At 66.4% G+C, this 25,238-nt stretch carries 23 protein-coding genes and 3 tRNA genes; 18 read left to right on the top strand and 8 right to left on the bottom strand.

Annotation, left to right across the window (positions count from 1 at the left end):
- The first annotated feature begins 112 nt into the window (after positions 1 to 112).
- A complete protein-coding gene (locus FZ029_RS17655; protein ID WP_247892358.1) occupies positions 113 to 388 on the top strand; it encodes a hypothetical protein in 276 nt (91 codons plus the stop codon).
- Positions 389 to 423: 35 nt separating this feature from the next.
- On the opposite strand, the gene FZ029_RS17650 is transcribed toward FZ029_RS17655, so the two are convergent.
- Both FZ029_RS17650 and mbfA read right to left on the bottom strand, forming a co-directional pair.
- Entirely contained in the window at positions 424 to 936 is a 513-nt protein-coding gene (locus FZ029_RS17650) for a MarR family transcriptional regulator (protein WP_149270514.1), read from the bottom strand.
- A gap of 113 nt (positions 937 to 1,049) precedes the next feature.
- A complete protein-coding gene (gene mbfA / locus FZ029_RS17645) occupies positions 1,050 to 2,006 on the bottom strand; it encodes an iron exporter MbfA (RefSeq protein ID WP_149197062.1) in 957 nt (318 codons plus the stop codon).
- Positions 2,007 to 2,286: 280 nt separating this feature from the next.
- On the opposite strand from mbfA, the gene tpiA reads away from it, so the two are divergent.
- The 10 genes from tpiA to FZ029_RS17595 all read left to right on the top strand — a co-directional run bounded on the left by tpiA (position 2,287) and on the right by FZ029_RS17595 (position 13,439).
- Complete coding sequence (gene tpiA / locus FZ029_RS17640; RefSeq protein WP_149270512.1) at positions 2,287 to 3,042, top strand: triose-phosphate isomerase; 756 nt, start codon at positions 2,287 to 2,289, stop codon at positions 3,040 to 3,042.
- A 167-nt stretch (positions 3,043 to 3,209) separates the two neighbouring features.
- Positions 3,210 to 3,533: a preprotein translocase subunit SecG gene (secG, locus tag FZ029_RS17635; RefSeq protein ID WP_085089319.1), complete on the top strand. Its 324-nt coding sequence runs from the start codon at positions 3,210 to 3,212 to the stop codon at positions 3,531 to 3,533.
- A gap of 254 nt (positions 3,534 to 3,787) precedes the next feature.
- On the top strand, positions 3,788 to 5,419 hold the full coding sequence (locus tag FZ029_RS17630; RefSeq protein ID WP_149270510.1) for a CTP synthase: 1,632 nt from the start codon (positions 3,788 to 3,790) through the stop codon (positions 5,417 to 5,419).
- 277 nt (positions 5,420 to 5,696) lie between these two features.
- Positions 5,697 to 7,526, top strand: a complete 1,830-nt coding sequence (locus FZ029_RS17625) for an autotransporter domain-containing protein (RefSeq protein WP_188051967.1) — start codon at positions 5,697 to 5,699, stop codon at positions 7,524 to 7,526.
- Between the two features lie 74 nt (positions 7,527 to 7,600).
- Positions 7,601 to 8,296: a dienelactone hydrolase family protein gene (locus FZ029_RS17620; protein ID WP_149270507.1), complete on the top strand. Its 696-nt coding sequence runs from the start codon at positions 7,601 to 7,603 to the stop codon at positions 8,294 to 8,296.
- Positions 8,297 to 8,423: 127 nt separating this feature from the next.
- Positions 8,424 to 9,251, top strand: a complete 828-nt coding sequence (gene kdsA / locus FZ029_RS17615; protein ID WP_149270505.1) for a 3-deoxy-8-phosphooctulonate synthase — start codon at positions 8,424 to 8,426, stop codon at positions 9,249 to 9,251.
- A 45-nt stretch (positions 9,252 to 9,296) separates the two neighbouring features.
- On the top strand, positions 9,297 to 9,767 hold the full coding sequence (locus FZ029_RS17610) for a DUF192 domain-containing protein (protein WP_348771132.1): 471 nt from the start codon (positions 9,297 to 9,299) through the stop codon (positions 9,765 to 9,767).
- Between the two features lie 84 nt (positions 9,768 to 9,851).
- Complete coding sequence (locus FZ029_RS17605) at positions 9,852 to 11,498, top strand: efflux RND transporter periplasmic adaptor subunit (protein WP_149270503.1); 1,647 nt, start codon at positions 9,852 to 9,854, stop codon at positions 11,496 to 11,498.
- Positions 11,488 to 12,210, top strand: coding sequence for an ABC transporter ATP-binding protein (locus tag FZ029_RS17600; RefSeq protein WP_282184177.1), 723 nt, complete (start codon positions 11,488 to 11,490; stop codon positions 12,208 to 12,210). The genes FZ029_RS17605 and FZ029_RS17600 overlap by 11 nt, the downstream gene beginning before the upstream one ends.
- The gene (locus FZ029_RS17595; RefSeq protein ID WP_149270502.1) at positions 12,207 to 13,439 is read left to right on the top strand and encodes an ABC transporter permease; all 1,233 of its coding nucleotides are present in this window, start codon (positions 12,207 to 12,209) and stop codon (positions 13,437 to 13,439) included. The genes FZ029_RS17600 and FZ029_RS17595 overlap by 4 nt, the downstream gene beginning before the upstream one ends.
- Here FZ029_RS17595 and FZ029_RS17590 read toward each other — a convergent pair.
- Positions 13,408 to 13,812 (bottom strand): hypothetical protein, encoded by a 405-nt coding sequence (locus FZ029_RS17590; RefSeq protein WP_149270500.1) that lies wholly within the window; start codon positions 13,810 to 13,812, stop codon positions 13,408 to 13,410. The two genes, FZ029_RS17595 and FZ029_RS17590, sit on opposite strands and share 32 nt — an antisense overlap.
- 155 nt (positions 13,813 to 13,967) lie before the next feature.
- Between FZ029_RS17590 and FZ029_RS17585 the strand changes: the two genes are divergently transcribed.
- The 4 genes from FZ029_RS17585 (at position 13,968) to FZ029_RS17570 (ending at position 16,271) form a co-directional block, all read left to right on the top strand.
- A tRNA-Pro gene (locus FZ029_RS17585) sits at positions 13,968 to 14,045 on the top strand.
- A 77-nt stretch (positions 14,046 to 14,122) separates the two neighbouring features.
- The gene (locus tag FZ029_RS17580) at positions 14,123 to 14,419 is read left to right on the top strand and encodes an ETC complex I subunit (RefSeq protein ID WP_014247573.1); all 297 of its coding nucleotides are present in this window, start codon (positions 14,123 to 14,125) and stop codon (positions 14,417 to 14,419) included.
- Between the two features lie 17 nt (positions 14,420 to 14,436).
- A tRNA-Arg gene (locus tag FZ029_RS17575) sits at positions 14,437 to 14,513 on the top strand.
- A 198-nt stretch (positions 14,514 to 14,711) separates the two neighbouring features.
- Positions 14,712 to 16,271 carry a calcium-binding protein gene (locus FZ029_RS17570; RefSeq protein WP_149270498.1) on the top strand — a complete coding sequence of 520 codons (1,560 nt, stop codon included), beginning with the start codon at positions 14,712 to 14,714 and terminating at the stop codon, positions 16,269 to 16,271.
- 28 nt (positions 16,272 to 16,299) lie between these two features.
- On the opposite strand, the gene FZ029_RS17565 is transcribed toward FZ029_RS17570, so the two are convergent.
- The 4 genes from FZ029_RS17565 to FZ029_RS17550 form a co-directional block, all read right to left on the bottom strand.
- Positions 16,300 to 16,375: transfer RNA gene (locus FZ029_RS17565), tRNA-Lys, on the bottom strand.
- A gap of 141 nt (positions 16,376 to 16,516) precedes the next feature.
- The gene (gene coaD, locus FZ029_RS17560; RefSeq protein WP_149270496.1) at positions 16,517 to 17,080 is read right to left on the bottom strand and encodes a pantetheine-phosphate adenylyltransferase; all 564 of its coding nucleotides are present in this window, start codon (positions 17,078 to 17,080) and stop codon (positions 16,517 to 16,519) included.
- A 23-nt stretch (positions 17,081 to 17,103) separates the two neighbouring features.
- Positions 17,104 to 19,887 carry a DNA gyrase subunit A gene (gyrA, locus tag FZ029_RS17555; RefSeq protein ID WP_149270495.1) on the bottom strand — a complete coding sequence of 928 codons (2,784 nt, stop codon included), beginning with the start codon at positions 19,885 to 19,887 and terminating at the stop codon, positions 17,104 to 17,106.
- Positions 19,888 to 20,046: 159 nt separating this feature from the next.
- Positions 20,047 to 21,405 carry an MATE family efflux transporter gene (locus tag FZ029_RS17550; protein WP_149270493.1) on the bottom strand — a complete coding sequence of 453 codons (1,359 nt, stop codon included), beginning with the start codon at positions 21,403 to 21,405 and terminating at the stop codon, positions 20,047 to 20,049.
- Between the two features lie 311 nt (positions 21,406 to 21,716).
- On the opposite strand from FZ029_RS17550, the gene FZ029_RS33310 reads away from it, so the two are divergent.
- Positions 21,717 to 21,902 (top strand): entericidin A/B family lipoprotein, encoded by a 186-nt coding sequence (locus FZ029_RS33310; RefSeq protein ID WP_085089334.1) that lies wholly within the window; start codon positions 21,717 to 21,719, stop codon positions 21,900 to 21,902.
- A 39-nt stretch (positions 21,903 to 21,941) separates the two neighbouring features.
- The gene (locus FZ029_RS17540) at positions 21,942 to 22,130 is read left to right on the top strand and encodes a hypothetical protein (protein WP_149197050.1); all 189 of its coding nucleotides are present in this window, start codon (positions 21,942 to 21,944) and stop codon (positions 22,128 to 22,130) included.
- Positions 22,131 to 22,338: 208 nt separating this feature from the next.
- Here the strand turns inward: FZ029_RS17540 and FZ029_RS17535 are convergent, their stop codons facing one another.
- Positions 22,339 to 24,324, bottom strand: a complete 1,986-nt coding sequence (locus tag FZ029_RS17535; protein WP_247892357.1) for a lytic transglycosylase domain-containing protein — start codon at positions 24,322 to 24,324, stop codon at positions 22,339 to 22,341.
- A gap of 36 nt (positions 24,325 to 24,360) precedes the next feature.
- Between FZ029_RS17535 and dapA the strand changes: the two genes are divergently transcribed.
- Positions 24,361 to 25,236: a 4-hydroxy-tetrahydrodipicolinate synthase gene (dapA, locus tag FZ029_RS17530; RefSeq protein ID WP_149270489.1), complete on the top strand. Its 876-nt coding sequence runs from the start codon at positions 24,361 to 24,363 to the stop codon at positions 25,234 to 25,236.
- Positions 25,237 to 25,238: the final 2 nt, after the last annotated feature.

The following is a 25,238-nucleotide window of genomic DNA, read 5'->3' as shown; positions in this document are numbered from 1 at the left end:
CATTGGGTATGCATGGCGGGCAGGCGTGTAAGCGTTTGGCCGTTTCGGCCTCGATCCGTGTTATCCTCCATATGTCCTCTACGAGGGCCGAGAGACACGAGGAGCGATCACGATGGCCGACCACCACAGGTCCAACGACCCCAAGGACCTGGACGCCCAAGACCTCGCCGATATGACCCGCGCCTTCCTCGCGAAGGGGGGGAACATCGTCCAATGCCCGCCGGGCGCCTCCGAAAACGTGGTTTACCGCAAGGGCGGCTTCCGCCGCCGCAATCCCAACGAGGCAAAGGCGGCCGCTGAAAAGCCGGCTGACGGCGCAACCGATGGCAAGCCGGCGGAAACCCAATCCGCAACGCCGGTGGAGACCACCGAATCGAAGACCGGCTGATCCGGTCCAGCGTTTCCAGACTTAGGTTTCCAGACTTAGCGTTTGGCGGCAAGACGGGCGGGGGGAACGGGCGGAGCGAATTTCGCCCGGTCCTCCTCGTCCAGCATGCCCATCATCACCTTGCGGAATCCCTCCACCGCTTCGGCCCCCGCCATGCGATAGGCGCGGGCAATGCGCTGACGCTGGGTTTCCGACAGCTGGCGCTCCAGCTCCACGCCCTTTTCCGTCAGCTCCAGCAGCCGTTGCCGCCGGTCGCGGGCGCCGGTCTGCTGGTCGATGAAGCCCTGGCGCACCAGCTCGCCCAGCACGCGCGACAGGCTCTGCTTGGTGATCTTCAGGATCGCCAGCAGTTCCGACACGGTGATCTTGGGATAGCGGCCGACGAAGTAGATCACGCGGTGATGCGCGCGGCCGAAGCCGATTTCCCCCAGAATTTCATCCGGTTCGGCGGTGAATTCGCGGTAGGCGTAGAAAAGCAGCTCCATCCCGGTACGGAGTTCCTCCTCGCGGAGGAAGAGCTGGTTCACACCCGCTTTAAGGTCAGCCATGGCACGCGGTTGGTTCGATTTGTTCTAATTAGGACAGCAAGTCAGACATAAACAATCGTGCGCTCGGTTACAAGAACAAGCTCATTCCCGCAAACGGCTTTTCTCGCCGTCGCTCAGGCACTGCCGATCAGGATGCCGGTGGCGAAAACCAGCAGCCCGCCGACCACCACCTGAAAGGCGGCGGACAGCAGCGGCGTGTCCATATAGCGGTTGCGGATCCAGGCGATGATGGCCAGTTCGACCACCACCACGGCGCCGGCGATGGCGGTCGCGGTCCAGAAATGCGGAATCAGATAGGGCAGGGCGTGGCCCAGCCCGCCCAGCGTGGTCATGGCGCCGCAGACCAGCCCGCGCAGCCAGGGACTGCCGCGCCCGGTCAGCGACCCGTTGTCGGACAGCGCCTCGGCGAAGCCCATCGAGATGCCGGCGCCGATCGAGGCGGCCAGACCGACCAGGAAGGTCTCATGGCTGTCCTGGGTGGCGAAGGCGGCGGCGAACAGCGGGGCCAGGGTGGACACCGACCCGTCCATCAGCCCGGCCAGACCCGGCTGCACGACCTGCAGCAGGAACAGGCGGCGTTCCGATTCGTGTTCCTGCTCCCGAACCTCCGGCGAGACGTACTTCGCCTCCAGCCGTTCGGCCTTGGCCTCGTGCCGCCGCTCCTCCTCGGCGAGATCGCCCAGCAGCTGGCGGATGGCGGCATCCTGCGACCGCTGGGCGGCGCGGGTGTAGAAGCGCTTGGTCTCCGCCTCCATCAGTTCCGCCTGACGCCTCACGGTGTCGAGGCCCAGCGGCCGGGTCAGCCAGACCGGCTTGCGCTCCACGAATCCCTTCACGTCCTGGCGGCGAATCAGCGGGATGTGGTCGCCGAAGCGCGCGCGGAACAGCTCCAGCAGCCGGTGCCGGTGCCCGTCCTCCTCCGAAGACATGGCGCTGAACAGCTTGGCCGTGTCGGGATAATTGTCGGAGAGGGCGTGGGCGAACTCGTCATAGATGCGGCTGTCCTCCTCCTCCAGCGCAATGGCGAGCGCCAGCAGCTCCTTTTCCGTCAGGTCCGAGAAGTTCTTCATGGGGGTCAGGCCTTCGCCACGGGGGAATGGTGCGTTGCGAATGATGCTATTCCGTAAAAGGGCATCTGCAACATGGCACTTCGTCTGGTCCGGCTCCGCCGTGGGTCCGGCGGACCTTCGCCAGGGGACTGCTACAAGATGTCTCTTATGGCTTTCGGGGGTCGTTGTGCCGGTCGGGTGAGTGGAAATTCCGCGGCGGGCTTGCTATGGGCTTGGGTCACGAGAGGCCAAGAACGTTCCACAAGTTCCCATATAAAGCCGAGACAAGAAGGAAACGACCATGACCGCCAACCGGAAGCTGATCGCCGGAAACTGGAAGATGAACGGGTTGAAGGCCGACGGGCTGGATCTCGCCTCCGACCTCGCCGGTCGGCTGAAGGGCGCCGGTCCGGTCGTTTTCGACATGCTGGTCTGCCCGCCCTTCCCGTTGCTGTTTCCGGTGGGCGAGGCGATCGCCGACAGCCCGCTGGCGCTGGGCGGCCAGGACTGCGCGCCCAAGACCTCCGGCGCCCACACCGGCGACGTGGCGCCGACCATGCTGAAGGATGCCGGCTGCCGCTTCGTCATCCTCGGCCATTCGGAGCGCCGCGCCGACCATGGCGAGAGCGATGCCGTGGTCAACGCCAAGGCGGTGGCCGCCCACAAGGAGGGCCTCGTCGCCATCATCTGCGTCGGCGAGACCGAGGCGCAGCGCGACGCCGGTCAGGCGAATGCCGTGGTGGCGGGACAGCTTGCCGGCTCCATCCCCGCCGGCGCGACGGCGGAGAACACCGTCATCGCCTATGAGCCGGTCTGGGCCATCGGCACCGGGAAGACCGCGACTCCGGACGACGTGAAGGCGATGCATGCCCACATCCGCGCCGAGCTGGCCGGCAAGATCGCCGAATCCGCGAAGGTCCGCATCCTCTATGGCGGCTCGGTCAAGCCGAACAACGCGGCCGAGCTGATGGCGGTGGAGAATGTCGACGGCGCGCTGGTCGGCGGTGCGGCCCTGAAGGCCGACGATTTCTGGGCCATCGCCACCGCCTGCCGCTGATACGCCGCGCTGGTGTCAGCCATGCCGCCAATGGATATGCCCTGGGTATTTTGGCGCTGGCATATCCCGCGGCGGCGCGGTACAAACAATGGGCGCGCGCCACGGGCCCTTAAGACGGCCTGTGGCGCGCTATTCGATTTTTGGGATGGGCGTGGGGTGAGCATCGCATGGAATCGGTGATTCTGGTCATTCACCTGCTGATCGCCGTCGGGCTGGTCGGCGTGATCCTGATCCAGCGGTCGGAAGGCGGCGGACTCGGCATCGGTGGCGGTACCATGGGCGGCATGATGAGCACCCGCGGCACGGCCAACCTGCTGACGCGGACCACCGGCATTCTGGCGGGCTGCTTCTTCGCCACCAGCATCGTGCTGGCGATCCTGGCCGGCGGCCATTCGCGCCCGGCGTCGATCATCGACACGCTGCCGGCTTCTCCGGCGGCTCCGGCGCAGCCGGCCGCTCCGGCCCAACCCGCGCCGCCGGTGTCCCAGTAAAGGGACGGTTCCCAGCGCACGGGTAAGAAGCGGACAGCGAGGCGGCCTCCCCGAAGCCGCCTCTTTCTTTTGAGGGCCGACGACCGCGACGTAAGTTTCGGCGCCGACCCCTCGGGGACATGAAATATCCGCCCCCTATGGGGACGGGAAACATGCGTCCCCTCCGGGGACATGAAACATGGGTCCCCTATGGGGACTTGAAACATGCGTCCCCTATGGGGACACGGAACAGCTCTCAAGCTCTTCGGACGGACATGACTCGCTACATCTTCATCACCGGTGGCGTCGTTTCTTCGCTGGGCAAAGGTCTGGCATCGGCGGCGCTTGGGGCGCTTCTCCAGGCGCGCGGCTACAAGGTGCGGCTGCGCAAGCTGGATCCGTACCTGAACGTCGATCCCGGCACGATGAGCCCCTATCAGCACGGCGAGGTCTTCGTGACCGACGACGGGGCTGAGACGGACCTGGATCTCGGCCACTACGAGCGCTTCACCGGCGTGTCGGCCCGCAAGGGCGACAACATCACCACCGGCCGCATCTACTCCACCGTGATCGCGAAGGAGCGTCGCGGCGATTACCTGGGCGGCACCGTCCAGGTCATTCCGCACATCACCGACGAGATCAAGGAGTTCATCCGCGCCGACGCCACCGACGAGGACTTCGTCCTGATCGAGATCGGCGGCACGGTGGGCGATATCGAGTCGCTGCCCTTCCTGGAGGCGATCCGCCAGTTCGGCAACGAGGTCGGGCAGGAGAACGTCCTCTACATCCACCTGACCCTGCTGCCCTACATCCCGACCGCCGGCGAGCTGAAGACCAAGCCGACCCAGCATTCGGTGAAGGAACTGCTGAGCGTCGGCATCCAGGCCAACATCCTGCTGTGCCGCGCCGACCGTCCGATTCCGGAGAACGAGCGCAAGAAGATCGCGCTGTTCTGCAACATCCGTCCGGAGCGGGTGATCGCGGCGCTCGACGTCGATTCGATCTATCAGGTGCCGATCAGCTACCACGAGGAAGGCTTCGACACCCAGGTCCTGAGCTATTTCGGCCTGCCGACCGACAAGGAGCCGGACCTGTCGCGCTGGACCCGCATCATGGAGCGGGTGCGCAAGCCGCAGGGCGAGGTCACAATCGCGGTGGTCGGCAAGTACATCAGCCTACTCGACAGCTACAAGTCGCTGGCCGAGGCGCTGACCCACGGCGGCATCGCCAACAACGTCAAGGTCAACCTCGACTGGATCGATTCGGAGATCTTCGAGGACGACGACGCGGCGGTGAAGCGGCTGGAGAACGTCCACGGCATCCTGGTGCCGGGCGGCTTCGGTTCCCGCGGGACGGAAGGCAAGATTCGGGCGGCCCAATTCGCGCGTGAGCGCAAGGTGCCGTACTTCGGCATCTGCTTCGGCATGCAGATGGCGGTGATCGAAGCCGCCCGCAACATGGCGAAGATCGAGGATGCCGGCTCCACCGAGTTGGGCAAGCCGGGCAACCCGGTCGTCGGCCTGATGACGGAGTGGATGCGCGGCAACACGCTGGAGCGTCGTGCCGAGGTCGGCGACCTGGGCGGCACCATGCGGCTCGGCGCCTATCCGGCCAAGCTGCTGGAGGGCAGCAAGGTCGCCGAGGTCTACGGCACCACCGACATCTCCGAACGGCACCGCCACCGCTATGAGGTGAACGTGTATTACAAGGAGCGTCTGGAGCGCTGCGGCATGCGGTTCAGCGGCCTGTCGCCCGACGGGGAACTGCCGGAGATCGTCGAGATCCCCGACCATCCCTGGTTCATCGGCGTGCAGTTCCACCCGGAACTGAAGTCCAAACCGTTCGAGCCGCATCCGCTGTTCACCGCCTTCATCAAGGCAGCCATCGATCAGAGCCGGCTGGTCTGACAAAAAGTATTAGCCCCCTCCCTAACCCTCCCCCGCTTCGCGGGAGAGGGAACTCCGCCGCTCCGACACTAAGCTCCCTCTCCCGCGAAGCGGGGGAAGGTTGGGGAGGGGGCAAGCGAAGCGCGAACTTCTGCACCAAAAAACGCCCCGCCCCCACAGGCGGGGCGTTTTCATGCCCGCGACCTTCCCTATACGTCAGCTTCCTTGCGCGTCCGAAAACCTTGTGCGACCATCCGCGGAAAATCGCACAATCAAACAATCGGATCGGGGAGTGACCATGAATCGCGTCAGGATCGCCGCGCTCGCCACCTGCCTGACCGCGCTCGCCGCGGTCCCGGCAACCGCGGCGGACTATTCCTCCACCATCTTCTTCGGCGACAGCCTGACCGACAGCGGGGCATTCCAGTCGCTGCTGCCCTTCGGCGGCAAGTTCACCACCAATCCCGGCCCTGTGTGGGCGGAGAACCTTGCCGGCGCGCTCGGCACCTCCGCCACCACCGCGGCACGCGGCGGTACCGACTACGCGGTCGGCGGCGCGCGGGTGAACACGTCGGTCGGCGTTCCGGCGACCGGCCCGACGGCCCTGGCACCCAGCGTCGCGACCCAGGTCACCGGCTATCTCGCCTCCACCGGCGGGCGGGCCGATCCGAACGCGCTCTACACCGTCTGGGGCGGAGCCAACGACATCTTCGCGGCGCTGAACAACCCGGCGACCGCCCAGGCGACGGTGACGCAGGCGGCCGGCGATCTGGTGACGCAGGTGGCGAGGCTGCGCGCCGCCGGTGCGCGCACCATCCTCGTGCCGACGGTGCCGGATATCGGATCGACCCCGTTCGGTCAGGCGCAGGGCGCGACGGCGGCGGCGCAGATCACGCAGTTGGTCAGCGGCTATAACCAACTGGTCACGCTGGGACTGGCGAATGCCGGCGTCTCGGTCATTCCCATCGACACCTATTCGCTTCTGCGGGCGGCGGTGGCCAATCCGGCCTCCTTCGGCTTCGCCAATGTGACCGGCACCGCCTGCACCACCAGCAGTTCGCTGCTCTGCACCTCCGCCTCGCTGGTGACGCCGAACGCGGCGCAGAGCTACCTGTTCGCCGACGGCGTCCACCCGACCACGGCCGGGCATCGCGCAGTGTCGGATTTCGTGCTGAACGCGCTGACCGCCCCCGGCAACGTCGCGCAACTCGCCGAATCGCCGATCCACACCCGCGACCGCCTGACCGCCACCATCCTCGCCCAGGCGGCGAGCAGCCTGTGGAGCCGCAAGCCCGGCACCAGCGGCGCCTGGATCAGCGGTGGAGTCGGCCGGCTGACCGGCGACCGCACCGGCGATCCCGGCATCGGCGGGCAGGCGGAGGTGCGCGGCACGCCGCTGTCGGTCAGCGTCGGCATCGACAAGCGCTTCACCGAGAACCTGCTGCTCGGCGTGGCCGGCACGGCGTCGCATTACCGCGGCAGCTTTTCCACCGGCGGCGACTACAAGCAGCGGGAGTATGTGCTGAGCGGCTACGGCGTCTATCGCATGGGCGGCGCCTTCGTGAACGGGGTGGGGTCCATTGGTTTCGCCGACTACGACCTGCGGCGCGGCGTGACCATCAACGGCACCGACCATTCCACCGGCGGCAGCACCGAGGGCTTCAACGCCTCCATCGGTGCCGAGGGCGGCTATGAGTTCACCATGGGCGGGCTGACCCATGGCCCGGTGCTGGGTCTGCGCTATCAGCATGTCGAGGTGGAGGGGTTCAGCGAGGACAGCAGCCTGTTCGGCTTCACCTATCGCTCGCAGACCCGCAACTCGCTGGTCGGCAGCGTCGGCTATCAGGCCGCCTATGATTTCGGCAGCGTGCTGCCCTATGCCAAGGTGACGCTGAACCGGGAGTTCAAGGACGACCAGCGCAGCATCACGGTGGAAAGCCGCAGCATCTCCACGCTCGCCTACGACGTGGCGGTGGCGAAGCCCGACCGCAGCTATGTCGATCTGACCGCCGGCGCCTCCTTCAAGCTGGCGGAGTCGGTGACCGGCACGCTCGGCCTGAATGCCCGGCTGGGGGAGGAGAACCGCCGCGATTACGGTGGGTTTGTCGGTGTCAGCGTCGGTTTCTGACGAATGGCGGGATGACCGGGGGCAAGTCCGCTCCATATCAGGGGCGGATTTGCCAACGGGAGGATAAGAAAGCCATGTCCGAGGTGATGATCGACGCCGCCGATGGCGGCCGCTTTTCGGCTTATGTCGCCAAGCCCAAGGTGACGCCCGCCGGCGGGCTGGTGGTGATCCAGGAGATCTTCGGCGTCAACGCGGTGATGCGGGAGCAATGCGACTGGTACGCCTCGCAGGGTTTCATGGTGGTGTGCCCCGACCTGTTCTGGCGCCAGCAGCCGGGCATCCAGCTGACCGACAAGACTGAAGCGGAGTGGAACAAGGCCTTCGCCCTGCTGAACGGCATGGACCAGGACAAGGCGGTGGAGGATCTGAAGGCGGCGCTGGCCTGGGTACGCGGGCAGGATGGCTGTACCGGCAGGGCCGGCAGCGTCGGCTACTGCCTGGGCGGCCGGCTGGCTTTCATGATGGCGACGCGGTCGGACGCCGATGCCAATGTCGGCTATTACGGCGTCGAGCTGGAGGGGCTGCTGGGCGAGGCGGGCAACATCGGCAAGCCGCTGCTCCTGCACATCGCGGAGAATGACAAGTTCTCCAGCCCCGAAAAGCGCCACGCGGTGGTGGCCGGGGTGAAGGACAACAGGTGGGTGACCGCGAAGGTCTATCCCGGCATGGACCACGCCTTCGCCCGGCCGGGTGGCGAGCATTACGACCAGGATGCGGCCGACGAGGCCAACCGGCTGACGGTGGAGTTCTTCCGCACGCATCTGTCCTGACATGGGCGCCGTTGACCGGCTTCTGAAATAGTGGGATGCAAGGGTCATCCGACCCTTGCCCCATCCCTTTCCGGATGAGTGCGGGAGGGCGGCGCCCTCTCGCCTGTATTCGTTTTGGAGCACTCCGATGACCACGCCGCGCCCTGTCCAGATCGGCGACCTGACCGTTGCCAACGACCGTCCCTTCGTCCTGATCGCCGGCCCCTGCCAGATGGAAAGCCGCGACCATGCGATGGAGACCGCGTCCGCGCTGGTGGAGATGACCCGCGCGCTGGGCATGGGGCTGATCTACAAGTCGAGCTTCGACAAGGCCAACCGCACCTCCATCACCACCGCGCGCGGCCTGGGCATGGACAAGGCGCTGCCGATCTTCGCGGAAATCCGCGAGCGCTTCGGCTGCCCGGTCATCACCGACGTGCATGAGCAGGCCCAGTGCGCTCCGGTCGCCGAGGCGGTGGACGTGCTGCAGATTCCGGCCTTCCTCTGCCGCCAGACCGACCTGCTGATTGCCGCCGCAGAGACCGGCCGCGCGGTGAACGTCAAGAAGGGCCAGTTCCTGGCGCCGTGGGACATGAAGAACGTCGCCGCCAAGCTGGTCGCGTCCGGCAACGAGCGCGTCCTGCTGTGCGAGCGCGGCGCCAGCTTCGGCTACAACACGCTGGTGTCGGACATGCGGTCGCTGCCGATCATGGCGGAGACCGGCTTCCCGGTGGTGTTCGACGCCACCCATTCCGTCCAGCAACCGGGCGGGCAGGGCACCACGTCGGGCGGCCAGCGCGAGTTCGTACCGGTCCTGGCCCGTGCCGCCATCGCGGTCGGCGTCGCCGCCGTCTTCATGGAGACGCACGAGAACCCGGACTGCGCCCCCAGCGATGGCCCGAACATGGTCCCGCTGAAGGATATGCCGGCCCTGCTGGCGAAGCTCCAGGCCTTCGACCGTCTGGCGAAGTCCTAAAAACGTGTAACTTGGAACGGGCCGGTTCAGCCTTCGGGGACAGTCATGATGGTCGGTCGGAGTTTTCGGGGTGCGGTGGTGGCGCTCCTGCTGCTGGTGGTCGCCTTCCCGGCGATGGCGCTGGAGAGCTTTCAGAAATCCAAGCTGACCGTCGAGACGTCGGGCGGCGGCAAGTTCCGCTTCGATGTCGAACTGGCGCTGACGCCCGGCCAGCAGGCCCAGGGGCTGATGTTCCGCCAGTCGATGCCGGCCGATGCCGGGATGCTGTTCGTCTACGACCGGGTGCAGCCGGCCAGCTTCTGGATGAAGAACACGCTGATCCCGCTCGACATGCTGTTCATCGCCGCCGACGGCCGCATCGTGAACATCCACGAGCGCGCGGTGCCGGAATCGCTGGACTCCGTCAATTCCGACGGGCCGGTGAAGGCGATCCTGGAACTGAACGGCGGCATGGCCTCGCGGCTGGGCATTCGTCCCGGCGACCGCGTGGTCTCTCCCGACATCGCCAAGCCCTAAGCCGATAGATGATCCTTCGCCCATGACTTTCGCGTAAACTCGCCCAAATCAATCGCGCGGACTTGGGCGGCGCGGAGGGCTGGGATGGCCAAGAGAGCAAGCGGCCGGTCGGCGATCTTCCTCGGACTGGCGCTCAGCGCCGTGGCCGGCCTGTCCGCCTATGTCGTGCTGGCGCGGGCGGAACCGGGGCCGGCCTATCGGCTGGCGCGGGTCGAGCAGGGCCCGCTGGTCAGCGCCATCACCGCCACCGGCACGATGAGCGCGCTGGTGACGGTGGAGGTCAGCTCCCAACTCTCCGGCCAGATCGCGGAGCTGTATGCCGATTTCAACAGCCGGGTCACCAGCGGCCAGATCCTCGCCCGGCTGAACGGCGACCAGTTGGCCGCCCGTCTGGCCCAGGCCGGCGCCGATGTCGATTCCGCCAAGGCGGCACTCATCCAGCAGCAGGCGCTGCACGACAAGGCGCGGGCCGATCTCGCCAGCGCCAAGGCCAGCGTCGCCAATGCCGATGCCCAAATCGTCCGCGCCGACCTTGCCCAGCGTGACGCGGAGCGCGACCTGCGGCGCCGGCGCGACCTGCAGGGCCGTGGCGTCGTCGCCGCCGCCGACCTGGAGAAGGCGGAAACCGCCGCCCACAGCGCCCAGGCCCAGCTGATCGCCGCCCGGGCCCAGAAGCGGCAGGCCGAAGCGGCGGAGGCGTCGGCCGACGCCTCGCTGGCGGTCGCAGCCGCCCAGGTGGAGGTCGCCCGCGCCCAGGTGGCCCAGCGCGAGGCGGCACTGCAACTGGTCCGCGTCGATCTCAACCGCTCCGTCATCCGTTCGCCCATCGACGGGGTGGTGGTGAACCGGGCGGTCAGCACCGGCCAGACGGTGGCGGCCAGCCTGTCGGCTCCCACCCTGTTCACCATCGCCCAGGATCTGCGGCAGATGGAGGTCTTGGCCAACATCGACGAGGCCGACATCGGCCGGGTGCGCGAAGGCATGCCGGTACGCTTCACCGTCAACGCCTTTCCCGGCGACAGCTTCACCGGGCGGGTGGCGCAGGTGCGGCTGGCGCCGAAGGAGGACATGACGGTCGTCACCTACATCGTCGTCATCACGGTGGAGAATCCGGAGCTGCGGTTGCTGCCCGGCATGACCGCCAACCTGCGCATCACGGTGGACGAGCGGCCGTCGGCGCTGAAGCTGCCCAATGCCGCCCTGCGCTTCCGCCCGCCGGGAGCCGAGGTTTCGACCGATGCGCCGACGCCGACCATCGGCGGCCCCAATGGCGGGCGCGGCGCCGCGGCGCTGGAGGCGGCGGCCAAGCGGGCGATGGACGGGCTGCAGTTGGACGAGACGAGGCGCCGCGACATCGCCACCCTGGTCGCGGAAGCCCGCGACCGCTTCGCCGCTCTGGACGCCGAGGGCGGCGATCCGGAACGCCGCCGGGTGGAGGTCAATGCCATCCGCACCGCGACCCTGGAGCGAATTGCCGGGCTGCTCGACCCGGAACAGCGCGACCGCTTCGAGGCTCTGGTGGCTCCCGGCCGGGCGGCGGAAGCGATGCGGACGGTCTGGGTGCCCGGTCCGGGAAATGGCGGCCCGGTCGGCATACCGGTGCGGCTCGGCATAGGCGACGGCAGCTATACGGAGGTGATGTCCGGTGATCTGCGTGCCGGTCAGGAGGTCATCACCGGCATCCTGGCCCCCGACCGCGACAGCCGCCGGGGACCGCGCCTTGGCTTCTGAGTCGACTGCTCCCCAACCCCTGATCGCTGTCGAAGGCCTCAGCCGCCACTACCGCATGGGGCCGCAGACCGTCCACGCGCTGGACGGCGTGACCGTCACCATCCGCCGGGGCGAGTTCGTTGCGGTGATGGGGCCGTCCGGGTCGGGAAAATCCACCTTCATGAACCTGCTGGGCTGCCTGGACCGTCCCGATTCCGGTCGATACTGTCTGGATGGGCAGGAGGTCGCGGGCCTGTCCTCCGACGCGCTGGCGGCGGTGCGGAACCGCAGCATCGGCTTCGTCTTCCAGTCCTTCAACCTGCTGCCGCGCCAGACCGCGCTCGACAACGTCATGCTGCCGATGGTCTATGCCGGCATCGGCCATGCCCGGCGTGTGGAGCGGGCGCTGGCGGCCCTCGAATCGGTGGGGCTGCGGGAACGGGCAAGACACCGGCCGACCCAGCTTTCCGGCGGGCAGCAGCAGCGGGTCGCCATTGCCCGCGCGCTGGTCAACGATCCGCTGCTGCTGTTGGCCGACGAACCGACCGGCGCGCTCGACACCGCCACCAGCCTGGAGATCATCGGTCTGTTCCAGCGGCTGAACCGGCGCGGCATCACCGTCGTGCTGGTGACGCACGAGCCGGAGGTGGCGCGCTTCGCCGCCCGTATCCTGCAGTTCCGTGACGGCCGCCTGATTGACGATGTGAGGCGGGAACCGGAGGTCGCGGCATGACCGCCTGGGACGCCCTGCGCGCCGCGCTCGAGTCCCTGCGGGCGAACCCGTTGCGCAGTGCGCTGACCATGCTGGGCATCGTCATCGGCGTGGCGGCGGTGATCGCCATGGTGGCGGTGGGCGCCGGTGCCCGCGATCAGGTGCTGCGCCAGATCGCCAGCCTGGGCACCAACCTGATCCTGGTGGGGCAGGGCAGCATCGTCCGCAGCGGGGTGAAGCTGGGCGCCGGCACCGCGTCGTCGCTGACGGAGGACGATGCGCTGGCGGTACTGTCGGAGATCCCCGGCGTGGTGGTGACGGCGCCGTCGGTACGCTGGGGCCTGCAGATCGTCGCCGGCAACCAGAACTGGGGCACCGTTCTGTTCGGCATCACGCCGGATTACATGGACGCCCGCGACTGGACCGTCGCGCTGGGACGCGGACTGTCCGACGAGGACGTGGCGCAGGCGAACAAGGTCGTGGTCCTCGGTCAGACGGTGGTGCGCAACCTGTTCGGCGGCGGCGATCCCATCGGAGAGCCGGTGCGCCTGTTCTCCACCCCGCTGACCGTCGTCGGCGTGCTGGCGGAGAAGGGGCAGAACACGCAGGGTCAGGACCAGGACGACGTCATCTTCGTGCCGCTGTCCACCGCCAAGCGCAACATCCCAGGCATGGCGAAGAGCAACCCGCGCTTCATCCACACCATGGTGGTGAAGATGCGCGACGGTGCCGACATGGCGGAGGCGCAGGCGCAGATCCGCGACCTGCTGCGCCAGCGCCACCGGCTGATCCCCGGCCAGGACGATGATTTCTGGATGCGCGACCTGTCGGAGGTGTCGGCCACCCGCGACGAGTCCTCGCGCGCCCTGTCCTTCCTGCTGGCCGCCGTGGCGGCGGTCTCGCTGCTGGTCGGCGGCATCGGCATCATGAACATCATGCTGGTCTCGGTGACCGAGCGCACGCGGGAGATCGGACTGCGGCTCGCCATCGGGGCGCGGCGGCGCGACATCCTGGTTCAGTTCCTGATCGAGTCGATCACCCTGTCGCTGATCGGTGCCGCGGTCGGGGTGACGCTGGGCATCGGCACCGCCGTTGCGGTTGCGGCGCTGGCCGGCTGGCCGACGCTGATCCGGATCGACTCGATCGTGCTGGCGGTGGTGGTCAGCGGGCTGGTCGGCGTGTTCTTCGGCCTTTATCCGGCGCGTCGGGCCGCCGGCCTCAACCCCATCGAGGCGCTGCGGCACGAATAGCCGCGAAATCCGTCTCCGCATCGCCCTCCAGCACGACAAGCCGCGCATCGCCGCGTCCCAGCCACAGCGCGAGCCGCCCGACCCATGCCACGTCGCGCGGCAGGGCGAGCAGTGACGGCTGCCGTTCCGCGATCACACGGGCCAGAGCCAGGGCCGAGGTCGCGGCATGACGCTTGGCGAGGTCGATCTGCCCGACGGCCGGGTTCAGCGCCGCGCGCAGCGGTCCCCCGCCCATCGGCGCCACCACATCCACCGCAACGCCGGCGCGCAGCAATCCATGGGCGAGGTCGACCGCTGAGCGGCGGTCCGGCCGGTCTTCCATGTCGGGCAGAAACAGGGCGACGGCAAGCGGAGCGGGGGCGAGCGATGGCAACGAAACGGATCCGGAACGGTGTTGGAGGCAGGCTGTCGAGCGACGGAACGCCGCACCAAATGCCCAAGGCGGCATGCCGGATGGAAAAGACCGCAGATGCGGTGCGCCGTCCGCTTGCCGTGGGCGTGGCGTTCGTGTATCTCACAACGCGGCGACGGGGCGTAGCGCAGTCTGGTCAGCGCGCCAGTTTTGGGTACTGGAGGCCCCCGGTTCGAATCCGGGCGCCCCGACCATCGCCAGGGGACAACTCCGCGTCCAGGCCATCCGCGCCCGGGACGCTACCGCAGGCATTTGGGGAGACGAGCGAGCCATGAACGTCCGGATCTATCAGCCGAGCAAGACGGCCATGCAATCCGGCCGGGCCAAGACTCACCGTTGGATGCTGGATTACGAGATCGAGACGCCGCGCCGTCCGGAACCGCTGATGGGCTGGACCAGCTCGGGCGACACGCTGAACCAGGTGCGCCTGTCCTTCGAAACGAAGGAAGAGGCCATTGCGTTCGCGGAGCGCGAGGGCTGGAACTACACCGTTCAGGAAGCCCCGGTTCGCCGCGTCCGTCCGCGCAACTACGCCGACAACTTCCGCACCGACCGCCCGCGCTTCTGAACGGGAATCCGGGACAAGGCCCCATAGCTCAGTTGGATAGAGCAGCCGCCTTCTAAGCGGCAGGTCGCTGGTTCGAATCCAGCTGGGGTCGCCACCGGAAACAGTTGCTTTTGATATGATCAAACCCCGCTTTGGCGGGGTTTTTTCTTGCCCATGTGCTGTCAGGCTACGCTCTCCGGTCGGCAGTGCATCTGCCATCGGGAGTGGGTATGGTAATCTTATTTTCGAAGTTGGATTTTAAATTTCATCTTGTACAATAACACCCAAGGTTGTTGAAAATGGAGGGATTTCCGTGAGCTACGTTTATCGTTTTTTCAACCAGAGATCGGGAGAGCATTTTTATACGTCCGACCCTGCTGAACGTAACAATATCATCTATCAGCTACCGGACTTCGGATACGAGGGGATCGCAATGACCATCCCCATCGGGGGCAGTACGCAGGCGGTTTATCGGTTCTATCGGAAAGATACGGGCACGCATTTCTACACGGCCAATGCGGCCGAACGAGATTCCATTATTTCAAATTTGAGTGATGTATATTCTTACGAAGGTCCTGCCTTCAATGCCGCCAGCACGCCAACAGGAACAGCTAAGCAGGCAGTTTATCGCTTTTACGACGCGTCTCGTGGCGTGCATTTTTTTACGACGAATGACTCGGAACGCGATGCCGTACTCGCCAATCTTCCCAATTACAGTTACGAAGGAATCGCTTATTATGCGGCGCCGCCACCGTCGGTACCGCGGAGCGGTGCACTCGACGAGGCATGGTATCTAGCGGCTTATCCTGACGTTCGCGACGCTGTGAATGCCGGTCTGACGACCGCATCGGCTCATTACGCAGCGTTCGGACAGCGTGAAGGCCGTCTGCCGAACTCCCCGGATGCCCTGGCGGGGGATAACAGCGTCATCAGCGGCTACAGCGCGCCGAACTATGGCGACACGGTCAATGGTGGAGCCGGCAATGATATCCTCCAAGGCGGTGACGGCAGCGATGTCATTTTCGGCGAAACGGGAAACGATTATCTGTACGGCCTTCAGTCGGACACCCTGAATGGCGGTTCCGGAGACGATACATATTATGCCAACAGCGCCGGCGTGGTGATCACGGAAGGTCTGAATGCCGGCAACGATACCGTCTACATCGGGTTTTCAGGAACATTCAACCTCCCCGCCAATGTCGAAAATGTCCGGCTGACTTACGGCTTTTCGTCTCCTCTGACCATTGTTGGCACGACATCAAGCGACGTGATTGCTCTTCCGGAGCAAAGGTACGACAGCGACAGTTTGGTTCCTTCGTCGATTGAGATATTTGGCGGTGCCGGCAACGACACCATCGTCGGGCTTCGCGACAGCTTGATTCATGGTGGAAGCGGCAATGACCTGATCTCTTCGAGCTATTGGCGTCAATTCCGCTATCAGGACAATGTGCTGACATCCGGAAACGATACGCTTTACGGCGACGAAGGGAATGACACGCTGGTTGCCGGGGCTGGCATCGACTGGTTGAGTGGGGGCAGTGGCGCCGACGAGTTTCTTTACGATTTCGCCACCACATCGCGCTACGCGGCCGTAACATTGGACAAGTCGACGGGATTTTCCGGCACCACGATAATCACCGATTTCCAGCCGGGCGAGGATCACGTTCGATTGCTGGGAAGCTCGCTGAACGCACAGCAGGTGTTGGAGCGGTTTTCCGACTACAGTTCGACGACTCCTGGCTATTCGAGCGGTGTGCGCGGAATCTTCAGTGCGTCCGATTTTCCGTTGGCCTATGGCGGCACGCTACTGACCATTGAACTGCATAACGTCAGCATGGCGCAATTGTCAGCGTCAGCCTTCACAATAGGCTAAGACAATAAGGAAGCGTCCAAAGGGAGATTGGTGATCCGGGTGGGATTCGAACCCACGGCCACATGATTAAAAGTCACGTGCTCTACCGACTGAGCTACCGGATCATCCTGTTCCGCGGTGGGAAACTGACCACCGCCGGAAGTGGGCGCACCATAGAAAGACGCGCCCGAAAGGTCAACCATGGGCTTGATGGGAAATGCAGGATTTTGCCATCAAGCCTACCCTTCAAGCCCATGGTTCCGGGATCAGGTCTGGCTGGTCGTCGGCACCGTGCCGTTGCCGGCCTCCAGAGCGAAGCGTTCGGCCAGCCGTTCCGCGACGCGGGGTGAGACGAAATGGCGGATGTCGCCGCCAAGCCGCCCAATCTCCTTCACGAAACGGGAGGAGATGAACTGGTGCTTCTCCGACGACATCAGGAAGATCGTCTCGACCTTCGGGTTCAGCCGCGCGTTCATGCCCGCCATCTGGAATTCATATTCGAAGTCCGAGACGGCCCGCAGACCGCGGATGATGACCCTGGCGTTCATCTCGATAGCGAAATGCATCAGCAGATTGTCGAACGCCCGCACCTCGATGCTGGCCCCGCCGGCGTTCAACGCGGCCACATCCTCGCGAACCATGGCGACCCGCTCGTCCGTGGAGTAGAGCGGCCCTTTGCCGGCATTCCGGGCGACGCCGATGATCAGGTGGTCGACCTGACGGGCGGCGCGCTGGATGATGTCCATGTGACCGTTGGTGATCGGATCGAAGGTGCCGGGATAGACACCGATTCGACGACCTTCGCTGGTCTCGGTCTGGCTGGTCGCCATGGGTTCCCCTTTAGGCCCGTCCGTTATTCGTTCGGCGCGGCCGAGCTGCCGGCATCACCGGTGGGCTCGACCGAACCGTTGGCGTCATCGCCAGTCTCAACGCCCGCATCCACGCCGTTCTCGCCTTCTTCCTCGGCGATGGTGGCGACGGACACCACACGCTCGTCCGCCCCCACGCGGAACAGCGTGACGCCAAGCGTCTTGCGGCCGGCCACCCGCACATCGTGCAGCGGCATGCGGATCACCTGGCCGCCATTGGTGACCATCATCACCTGATGGTTCGATTCGACCGGGAAGGCGGCGACGATGGAGCCGTTGCGCTCGCCCATCTCCATGTTCCAGATGCCCTGGCCCCCGCGTCCGGCGGTGCGATACTCGTAGGACGAGCTGCGCTTGCCATAGCCGCGGTCGGAGACGGTCAGAATATACTGTTCCTTCTGTTTCAGTTCTTCGTACCGCTCCTGCGACAGGGTGACGCTGTCCGTCGGCACCTCGTCGGCTTCCGGCGCAGCCTCGCCTTCCATCTCCAGACCTTCGTCGCGCTTCATCTTGAAGAAGGCGGCGCGCTCTTCGGGCGTGGCCTCGACATGGGTCAGGATCGACAGCGACACCACCTCGTCCCCGTCGGCCAGCCTGATGCCGCGCACGCCGGTGGAGGTGCGGCCGGCGAAGACGCGCACGTCGTCGACCGGGAAGCGGATGCACTTGCCGCCACGGGTCGCCAGCAGGACATCGTGGGTCTCGGAGCAGGTGTGGACACCGATCAGACGCTCGCCTTCCTCCTCCAGTTTCATGGCGATCAGGCCATTGGAGCGGATGTTGGCGAAGTCCGACATGCGGTTGCGGCGCACGTTGCCCTTCGACGTGGCGAAGACGACATGCAGATCGGCCCACGCGGCCTCGTCCTCCGGCAACGGCAGGACGGTGGTGATGGTCTCCCCGTCGATCAGCGGCAGCAGGTTGACGAAGGCCTTGCCGCGCGCCTGCGGGTTGCCCAGCGGCAGGCGGTAGACCTTCAGCTTGTAGACCATGCCGCGGTTCGAGAAGAGCAGCAGCGGCGTGTGGGTGTTGGCGACGAACAGGTCGCTGACCGCATCCTCCGCCTTCATCGACATGCCGGAGCGGCCCTTGCCTCCGCGCTTCTGCGCGCGGTAGGTCGACAGCGGCACGCGCTTCACATAGCCGGACTGACTGACGGTGACGACCATGTCCTCGCGCTGGATCAGGTCCTCGATGTCGGCCTCGAACTCCAGATCCTGGATTTCGGTGCGGCGCGGATTGCCGAACCGTTCCTTCATCTCCACCAGCTCGTCGCGCAGGATCCCCATCAGCTTCGGCCGGTTGGCGAGCGTGGCGAGGAAATCGGCGATCTGGTCGGTGACGTCGGTCAGTTCGGCGCCGATCTTGTCGCGCTCCAGCCCGGTCAGGCGGTGCAGACGCAGGTCGAGGATGGCGCGGGCCTGGACTTCCGACAGGCGGTAGGTGTTCTGCGGGCTGACGCCGCGGCCGGGCTCGTCGATCAACTCGATCAGCGGGCCGACGTCATGGACCGGCCATTCGCGGTTCATGATCTCCTCGCGCGCCCAGACCGGATCGGGGGCGCTGCGGATCAGCTGGATCATCGCATCCAGGTTGGCGACGGCGACCGCCAGACCGACCAAGGTGTGCGCCCGCTCGCGTGCCTTGCCCAGCAGGAACTCGGTCCGGCGGGTGATGACCTGCTCGCGGAAGCGGATGAAGGCGGTGATGATCTGCAGCAGATTCATCAGCTCCGGACGGCCGCCGTTCAACGCCAGCATGTTGACGCCGAAGGAGGTCTGGAGCTGGGTGTGGCGGAACAGCTGCGCCAGCACGACGTCGGGAACCGCGTCGCGCTTCAGCTCGATCACCACGCGCACGCCGTCGCGGTCGGACTCGTCGCGCAGGTCGGAGATGCCCTCGATGATCTTGTCGTTCACGACCTCGCCGATGCGTTCCATCAGCTTGGCCTTGTTGACCTGATAGGGAATCTCGGTCGCGACGATGGCGGTGCGGTCCTTGCGCACCTCCTCGAAATGGGTCTTGGCGCGCAGGATGACCGAGCCGCGCCCGGTCTGCAGCGCCGCCCGGCTGCCCGACCGGCCGAGGATCAGGCCGCCCGTCGGGAAATCGGGGCCGGGCACATGCTCCATCAACTCGTCGAGCGTGATGTCCGGGTTGTCGATGTAGGCGCAGCAGGCGTCGATCACCTCGCCCAGATTGTGGGTCGGGATGTTGGTGGCCATGCCGACGGCGATGCCGCCGGCGCCGTTCACCAGCAGGTTCGGGAAACGGGCCGGCACGACGGTGGGCTCGCGGCCCGAATCGTCGTAGCTGGCCTGGAAGTCGATGGTGTCCTTGTCGATGTCGTCCAGCAGCGCTTCCGCTGCCTTGGCCAGACGCGCCTCGGTATAGCGCATCGCCGCGGGCGGATCGCCGTCCATCGAACCGAAATTGCCCTGGCCGTCGATTAGCGGCAGGCGCATGGAGAAGTCCTGCGCCATGCGGACCATGGCGTCGTAGATCGCGCTGTCGCCGTGCGGGTGGTATTTACCCATCACGTCGCCGACGATGCGCGCCGACTTCTTATAGGGCTTGGTCGAGTCGTACCCGCCCTCCTTCATCGCGTAGAGGATGCGCCGGTGCACCGGCTTCAGCCCGTCGCGGACGTCGGGCAGGGCACGGCTCACGATCACGCTCATCGCGTAGTCGAGATACGATTTCCGCATCTCGTCTTCGATGTTGATCGGCGCGATGTCGGAGGCGGGAGGAAGGGGCGTATTGCTCAAGCAGGACACTCATTCTTCGAATGCGCCGCCGCTTTAGGAATCCGCGGCAGTCACTGGCCTTGCGGGCCGAAGGTTTTGCCCAGGAATTATAGCAACTCTCGCAATTGCACACAATGATTCGGGGCGAAAGTGCCCGCCGACGCCCCCATAGATGCCGGTTCAACGCCGGCTGAGATGTGCGAATCGCAGGGAGAGGATGGTGACCGACACCAGACTGGCGATGAGAATTCCCTCGAACAGCCCGTGGGCACCGTGGCCGAGACCGAAGACCAGGAAGGCCGACACCGGGATCATCACGACCGCGTAGGAGAAGAAGTGCAGCGCGGTCGGAACCCAGGCGTCATGCCGGCCGCGCAGCGCGTTCGCCATCACCGTCTGGCCGCCGTCGGCGATCAGGATCCAGGCGGCGAAGGCGATCAGCGGCGCCACCGCCTCCAGCAGTTCCGGGTTGTTGGTGTAGATGGCGCCCAGCGCGTCGGGCAGGCTGCGATAGAGCACGCCGACGCAGGCCAGGATCGCGCTTGTGACGCCGAGGCCGGTCCAGCCCGCCAACGCCATGTCGCTGCGGTCGCCGCGGCCATAGGCGACGCCCACCCGCACGGCGGTGGCCGACGCCAGACCGACCGCCGCCATGAAGGGCAGGGCGGTCAGGTTCAGTCCGACCGTGTAGGCGCCCAGCGCCAGCGGCGAGATCATGCCGGCGAACAGGCCGAGCGCCGCGAAGGCGCCGCTCTCCACACCGATGCTGAGCCCGGCGGCATAGCCGAGGTGGCGCTGGCGCGCCGCTCCGCTCCACCAGCCGGACACGGGCAGGCGGACCTGCCAGCGCTCATGGTCGTGCATCCACCAGACATAGGCGACCAGCCCCAGCCCCATGCCCCAGCGCACGATGGTGGTCGCCCAGGCGGACCCGACGGCGCCCAGCGGTTCCAGCCCGACATGGCCCCACACCAGCGCCCAGGCGAGCGCGGCATTGACGAGATTGCCGATCACCATGGCGACCATCCCCGGCAGCGGGCGCTTGATGCCCTCCAGGAAGAAGCCGGTGGTGATGTACAGCATCATGCCCGGCGCCCCCAGCCCCAGCACCGTCAGCACATGGGCGCCGCCGGCCGCCATCTCCGGTGTCTGGCCGCCGGCCTGGAACAGCGGATCGCCGAGAAGTGAGATCAGCGCGAACAGCACGCCCAGCAGCAGAGCGTAGGGGACCGACCGACGCCATGCCCGGCCGCACTCCACGTCGCTGCCGGCGCCGAAGGCATGGGCGGTGATCATCACCGTCCCCATCAGCAGCCCGACGCCGGTGCCGACCATGATGTTGCCCGGCAGGTGGGCCAGCCCGTAATAGGCCAGCTCCTGGGCCGAGAAGCGGCCGACGATGGCGGTGTCGACCGCCATCATCACCATCAGTCCGGCGCGGGAGACGATGACCGGCGCCGCCAGCCGCAGCAACTCGCCGATGTGGGCGGCAAGACGCGCGCGCAACGGCTCGGGGGCGGGCAGGGTGGCGGTGCTCATGACTGGACCTGTGGCGACGGAGGGATGACGGCGGCCCGTGCCGCGCCGCCGGACCGTAAGGCTTGGCCGGAAAGCGGGCAGACTGCGCAAAAGCCGGTCATCTTGCCCGGTGGTTGTACCGCGTCAAGGATTTCAGGCGCCCCGAAAGGACCGTTGCATTCTCTGCATGGCGGCGCCGGTGGGTGCGGAACCAAGCCGTCGCAGCCCCGTTGTCGAAAGCAGAGACGAACGACACCCAGACCACCGCTCATTTCCTTACAACCGCAGTTCCTTACAACCCCAGTCCCCTCACCCCAGACCGGAGAGACACCATGCAGCACGCCAAGAACCGCCGGCAGCGCGCCACCGCCCGCGCCATCCCGTTCCCCGCGCGCGAGGTGGTGATCCTGACCTTCCTGATGGCGCTCGCCGCCATGCTGACCGGCTGCAACACGGTCGAGGGGGCCGGGCAGGACCTCCAGTCCGGCGGCCGGGCGATTGAACGGACGGCAGAGTAAAGCGTTATCCGAGGGACCCACCTAATCAGGAGTTGCCGCATGAGCGATCCGCAGAAGCCGTCCACCCCCGGCGAGATCCCGCCCCCGTCCAATCCGAACCCGCCGCAGCCCGGCCGCCCGACGACCCCCGATCCCTACCCGGTGCCGGACAACCCCGGCATCCTGCCGGAAGTCCCCCCGCCGGCGGACGAGCCGATGCCTGGCATGCCGAATCCGACGACGGCTTAACCGGGGTGAATACGGCGTGTTGTGATTTCGCCGTCGCCAGTCAATGCAGTCATCCCCGCGGAGGCGGGGATCCAGGGTTTCCAATACAAGTGCGTGTTGCGACTGGATTCCCGCCTTCGCGGGAATGACGGCCGAGAGAGGCTCAGGCTGCGATCCGACCGACCGTGGATCAAGGCTTGAGCCTCTCACAAGCCCCTCCCCATCCTTCCTACCGCCGCAGGTCCTTGTCCAGGTTCGGCTCCGCACGGTCGCCGTTCAGGCGGGCGCGATAGACCTGGACGGCCTCAAGCACGCGCTGGACATAGTTGCGGGTTTCGGAGATCGGGATCAGCTCGATCCAGTCGACCACGTCGATGGATTCGGTGCGCGGATCGCCATAGGTCTGCAGCCATTGGCGGACACGGTTCGGACCGGCGTTGTAGCCGGCGATGGCCAGCACCCAGGAGCCGTTGAAGCGGTCGATCAGTTCGGACAGATAGGCCGATCCCAGCGTGACGTTATAGCCGGGGTCGGACGTCAGCCGCGCGTTCGTGTGCTTCAGCCCCAGCTTTCCCGCCACCAGCTGCGCCGTCGTCGGCATCAGCTGCATCAGCCCGCGCGCACCGGCGGACGAGACGATGGTCGGGTTGAAGGTGCTTTCCTGCCGGATGATGCCATGGACCAGCGCCAGTTCCGGCGCCGACGGACGGGCGTCGATCATAGGATAGCCGGCCTCGACCAGGAACACGTCGTTCTGGGCGGCGTCCTTCGCGGCAGCCACGGCGAGATCGCGGCGGCCGACCTCGCTCGCCAGCCTCGCGGTCAGGACATAGTCGGCCGGCGTCTTGGCATCCAGGCTGATGCGGCGGACGAAGCCGGTCACCTGATCGGCGGCGTTCCCGCCGATTTCCGACAGCAGGCGGGCGACGCGCACCACTTCACGCTTGTTGAAGGCGGCCGCCTCGGCGCTGGACACCGACGGCGGGGTGGGCAGGGTGACGGCGCCACCGGAGACGTGGCGGAAGGCCAGCTGACCATAGAAGGTGGTGGGGTAGGTCGCGGCCTTGGCATACCACTCGCGCGCCGGACCGGTCTGGCCCAGCGCTTCCGCCGCGCGTCCGCACCAATAGGCGCCGCGCGCCTTGCTGATCGGCGCACTGACCGACCGATACAGCTTGTGGAAATGGGCGAACGCTTCCGACGGCTTGTCGAGGAAGCGCAGGGCCAGGAATCCCGACAGGAACTCCGCGTCGGCGAAGGAGCTGCCCTCGCTCATGCCGTTGGCGCTGACCAGACGGTAGGCGAGGTTGTAGTCGCCCCGCTCCATGGCCCGGCGGGCCAGCAGATGGCGCTCCGACCACCAGGCCTGTGGGCGGCCCATGTCGGTGCCGGCCTGGGCGATGATCTCCAGCGCGCCGGCATCGTCGCCCTTGCGCCGCAGGTAGCGGGCGCGGTCGAACATCAACCCCGGATCGTTCAGCAGGCTTGGCGGAACGCGCGCCAGAACCGCATCGGCACCCGCACGGTCGCCGTCCAGCGCGATGCGCGCCTCGATCAGCGTGTCATAGGCCTCGTCGAAGAAGGGCAGCATCCGGCGCACCGGAGCCTCCTGCTTGGCCCACAGCAGCCGGTCGATGCGCGCCTTGTGGTCCTGCTGGCGCAGATAGGGCGTGTAGTGGGCGAGGAAGGTCGCCTCCTCGTCGGCGGTGAAGGTGCCGTCGGCCCACTGCTTGCGGATCAGGGTGGTCGCGCGCTCGGCGCTGCCGGTCGCGATCAGCGCGTCGGCATAGCGGACGAAGCCGTCGTTGGTCAGCGGCGGGTTCTGGCGGAACCACTCCACCACATCGGCGGGCGGGATGTCCGGCATCGCCATTTCCGCCTGCCGGCGCAGCGCCGCCATGTTCGGCCAATCCGGATTCTCCCGGATGAAGGCGGTGATGTCGCTGAAGCTGCCGCCGCCGGGATTGGCCAGCGCGATCCAGCGCAGAACCTTCGCCGGTAACGGATCCTGCGCGCGGGACGCCGCGGCCAATGCGTCGGCCAGCCGTTCGTCATCGGCGAGCTTGAAAGCCTCGCGATAGATGGCGATGTCCTGCTGGCTCAGCGCCGCGGCGGGAAGGGCGCCGGGAAGTGCCGCGAAAAGGGTGAGGAGACCCGCGAAAACAGAGATCCGGGCGCTCTTGCCGAGGGCGGCGGGGAGGGATAATGTGCGCAACTCTTTTTTCCAGCTAAGCCGACTGAGGAGGCAGCCATGTTCCACGGTTCCATCGTCGCCCTTCTGACTCCGTTCAAGGGCGGGAAAGTGGACGAGAAGGCCTTCCAGTCCTTCGTGGAGTGGCAGGTCGCCCAGGGTACCCACGGTCTGGTGCCCTGCGGCACCACCGGCGAGTCGCCGACCCTGTCCCACGAGGAACACAACCGCGTCGTGGAACTGTGCATCGAGGCGGCCGGCGGCAAGGTGCCGGTGATGGCCGGCACCGGTTCCAACTCGACCGACGAGGCGATCGCCCTGACCCGCCATGCCAAGCAGGCGGGCGCGCAGGCGGCGCTCGTGGTCACGCCCTACTACAACAAGCCGTCTCAAGAGGGTCTGTACCAGCATTTCAAGGCGATCCATGACGCGGCGGATTTGCCGATCTTCATTTACAACATTCCCGGCCGCAGTGTCGTGGATATGTCTGTGGCGACGATGGCGCGGCTTGCAAAGCTGCCCAACATCGTCGGCGTGAAGGACGCCACCGCCGATCTGTCCCGTCCGTCGCGCCTGCTGCAGGAGGTCGGACCCGACTTCATCCAACTGTCGGGCGAGGACGCCACAGCGCTGGGCTTCAACGCGCAGGGTGGCGTGGGCTGCATCTCCGTCACCGCGAACATCGCGCCGGCGCTGTGCTCCGCCATGCAGACCGCCTGGGCCAAGGGCGACCTTCGGGAAGCTTTCCGCCTGCGCGACGTGCTGTCGCCGCTGCACGACTCGATGTTCGTCGAGACCAGCCCGGCCCCGGTGAAGTTCGCCGCCAGCCTGCTGGGCCTGGGCACCGACGAGGTGCGCCTGCCGCTGGTTCCGGCGTCCGACGCCGCCCGTACCGCTGTGCGTGGAGCCATGACCAAAGCCGGCCTGTTGTCCTGAGC

Origin of the sequence: Azospirillum sp. Sh1, from assembly GCF_008365135.1 — a bacterium.
In the GTDB taxonomy this organism is placed as follows: domain Bacteria; phylum Pseudomonadota; class Alphaproteobacteria; order Azospirillales; family Azospirillaceae; genus Azospirillum; species Azospirillum oryzae.
This window is presented reverse-complemented; position numbering and strand designations above follow the sequence as displayed.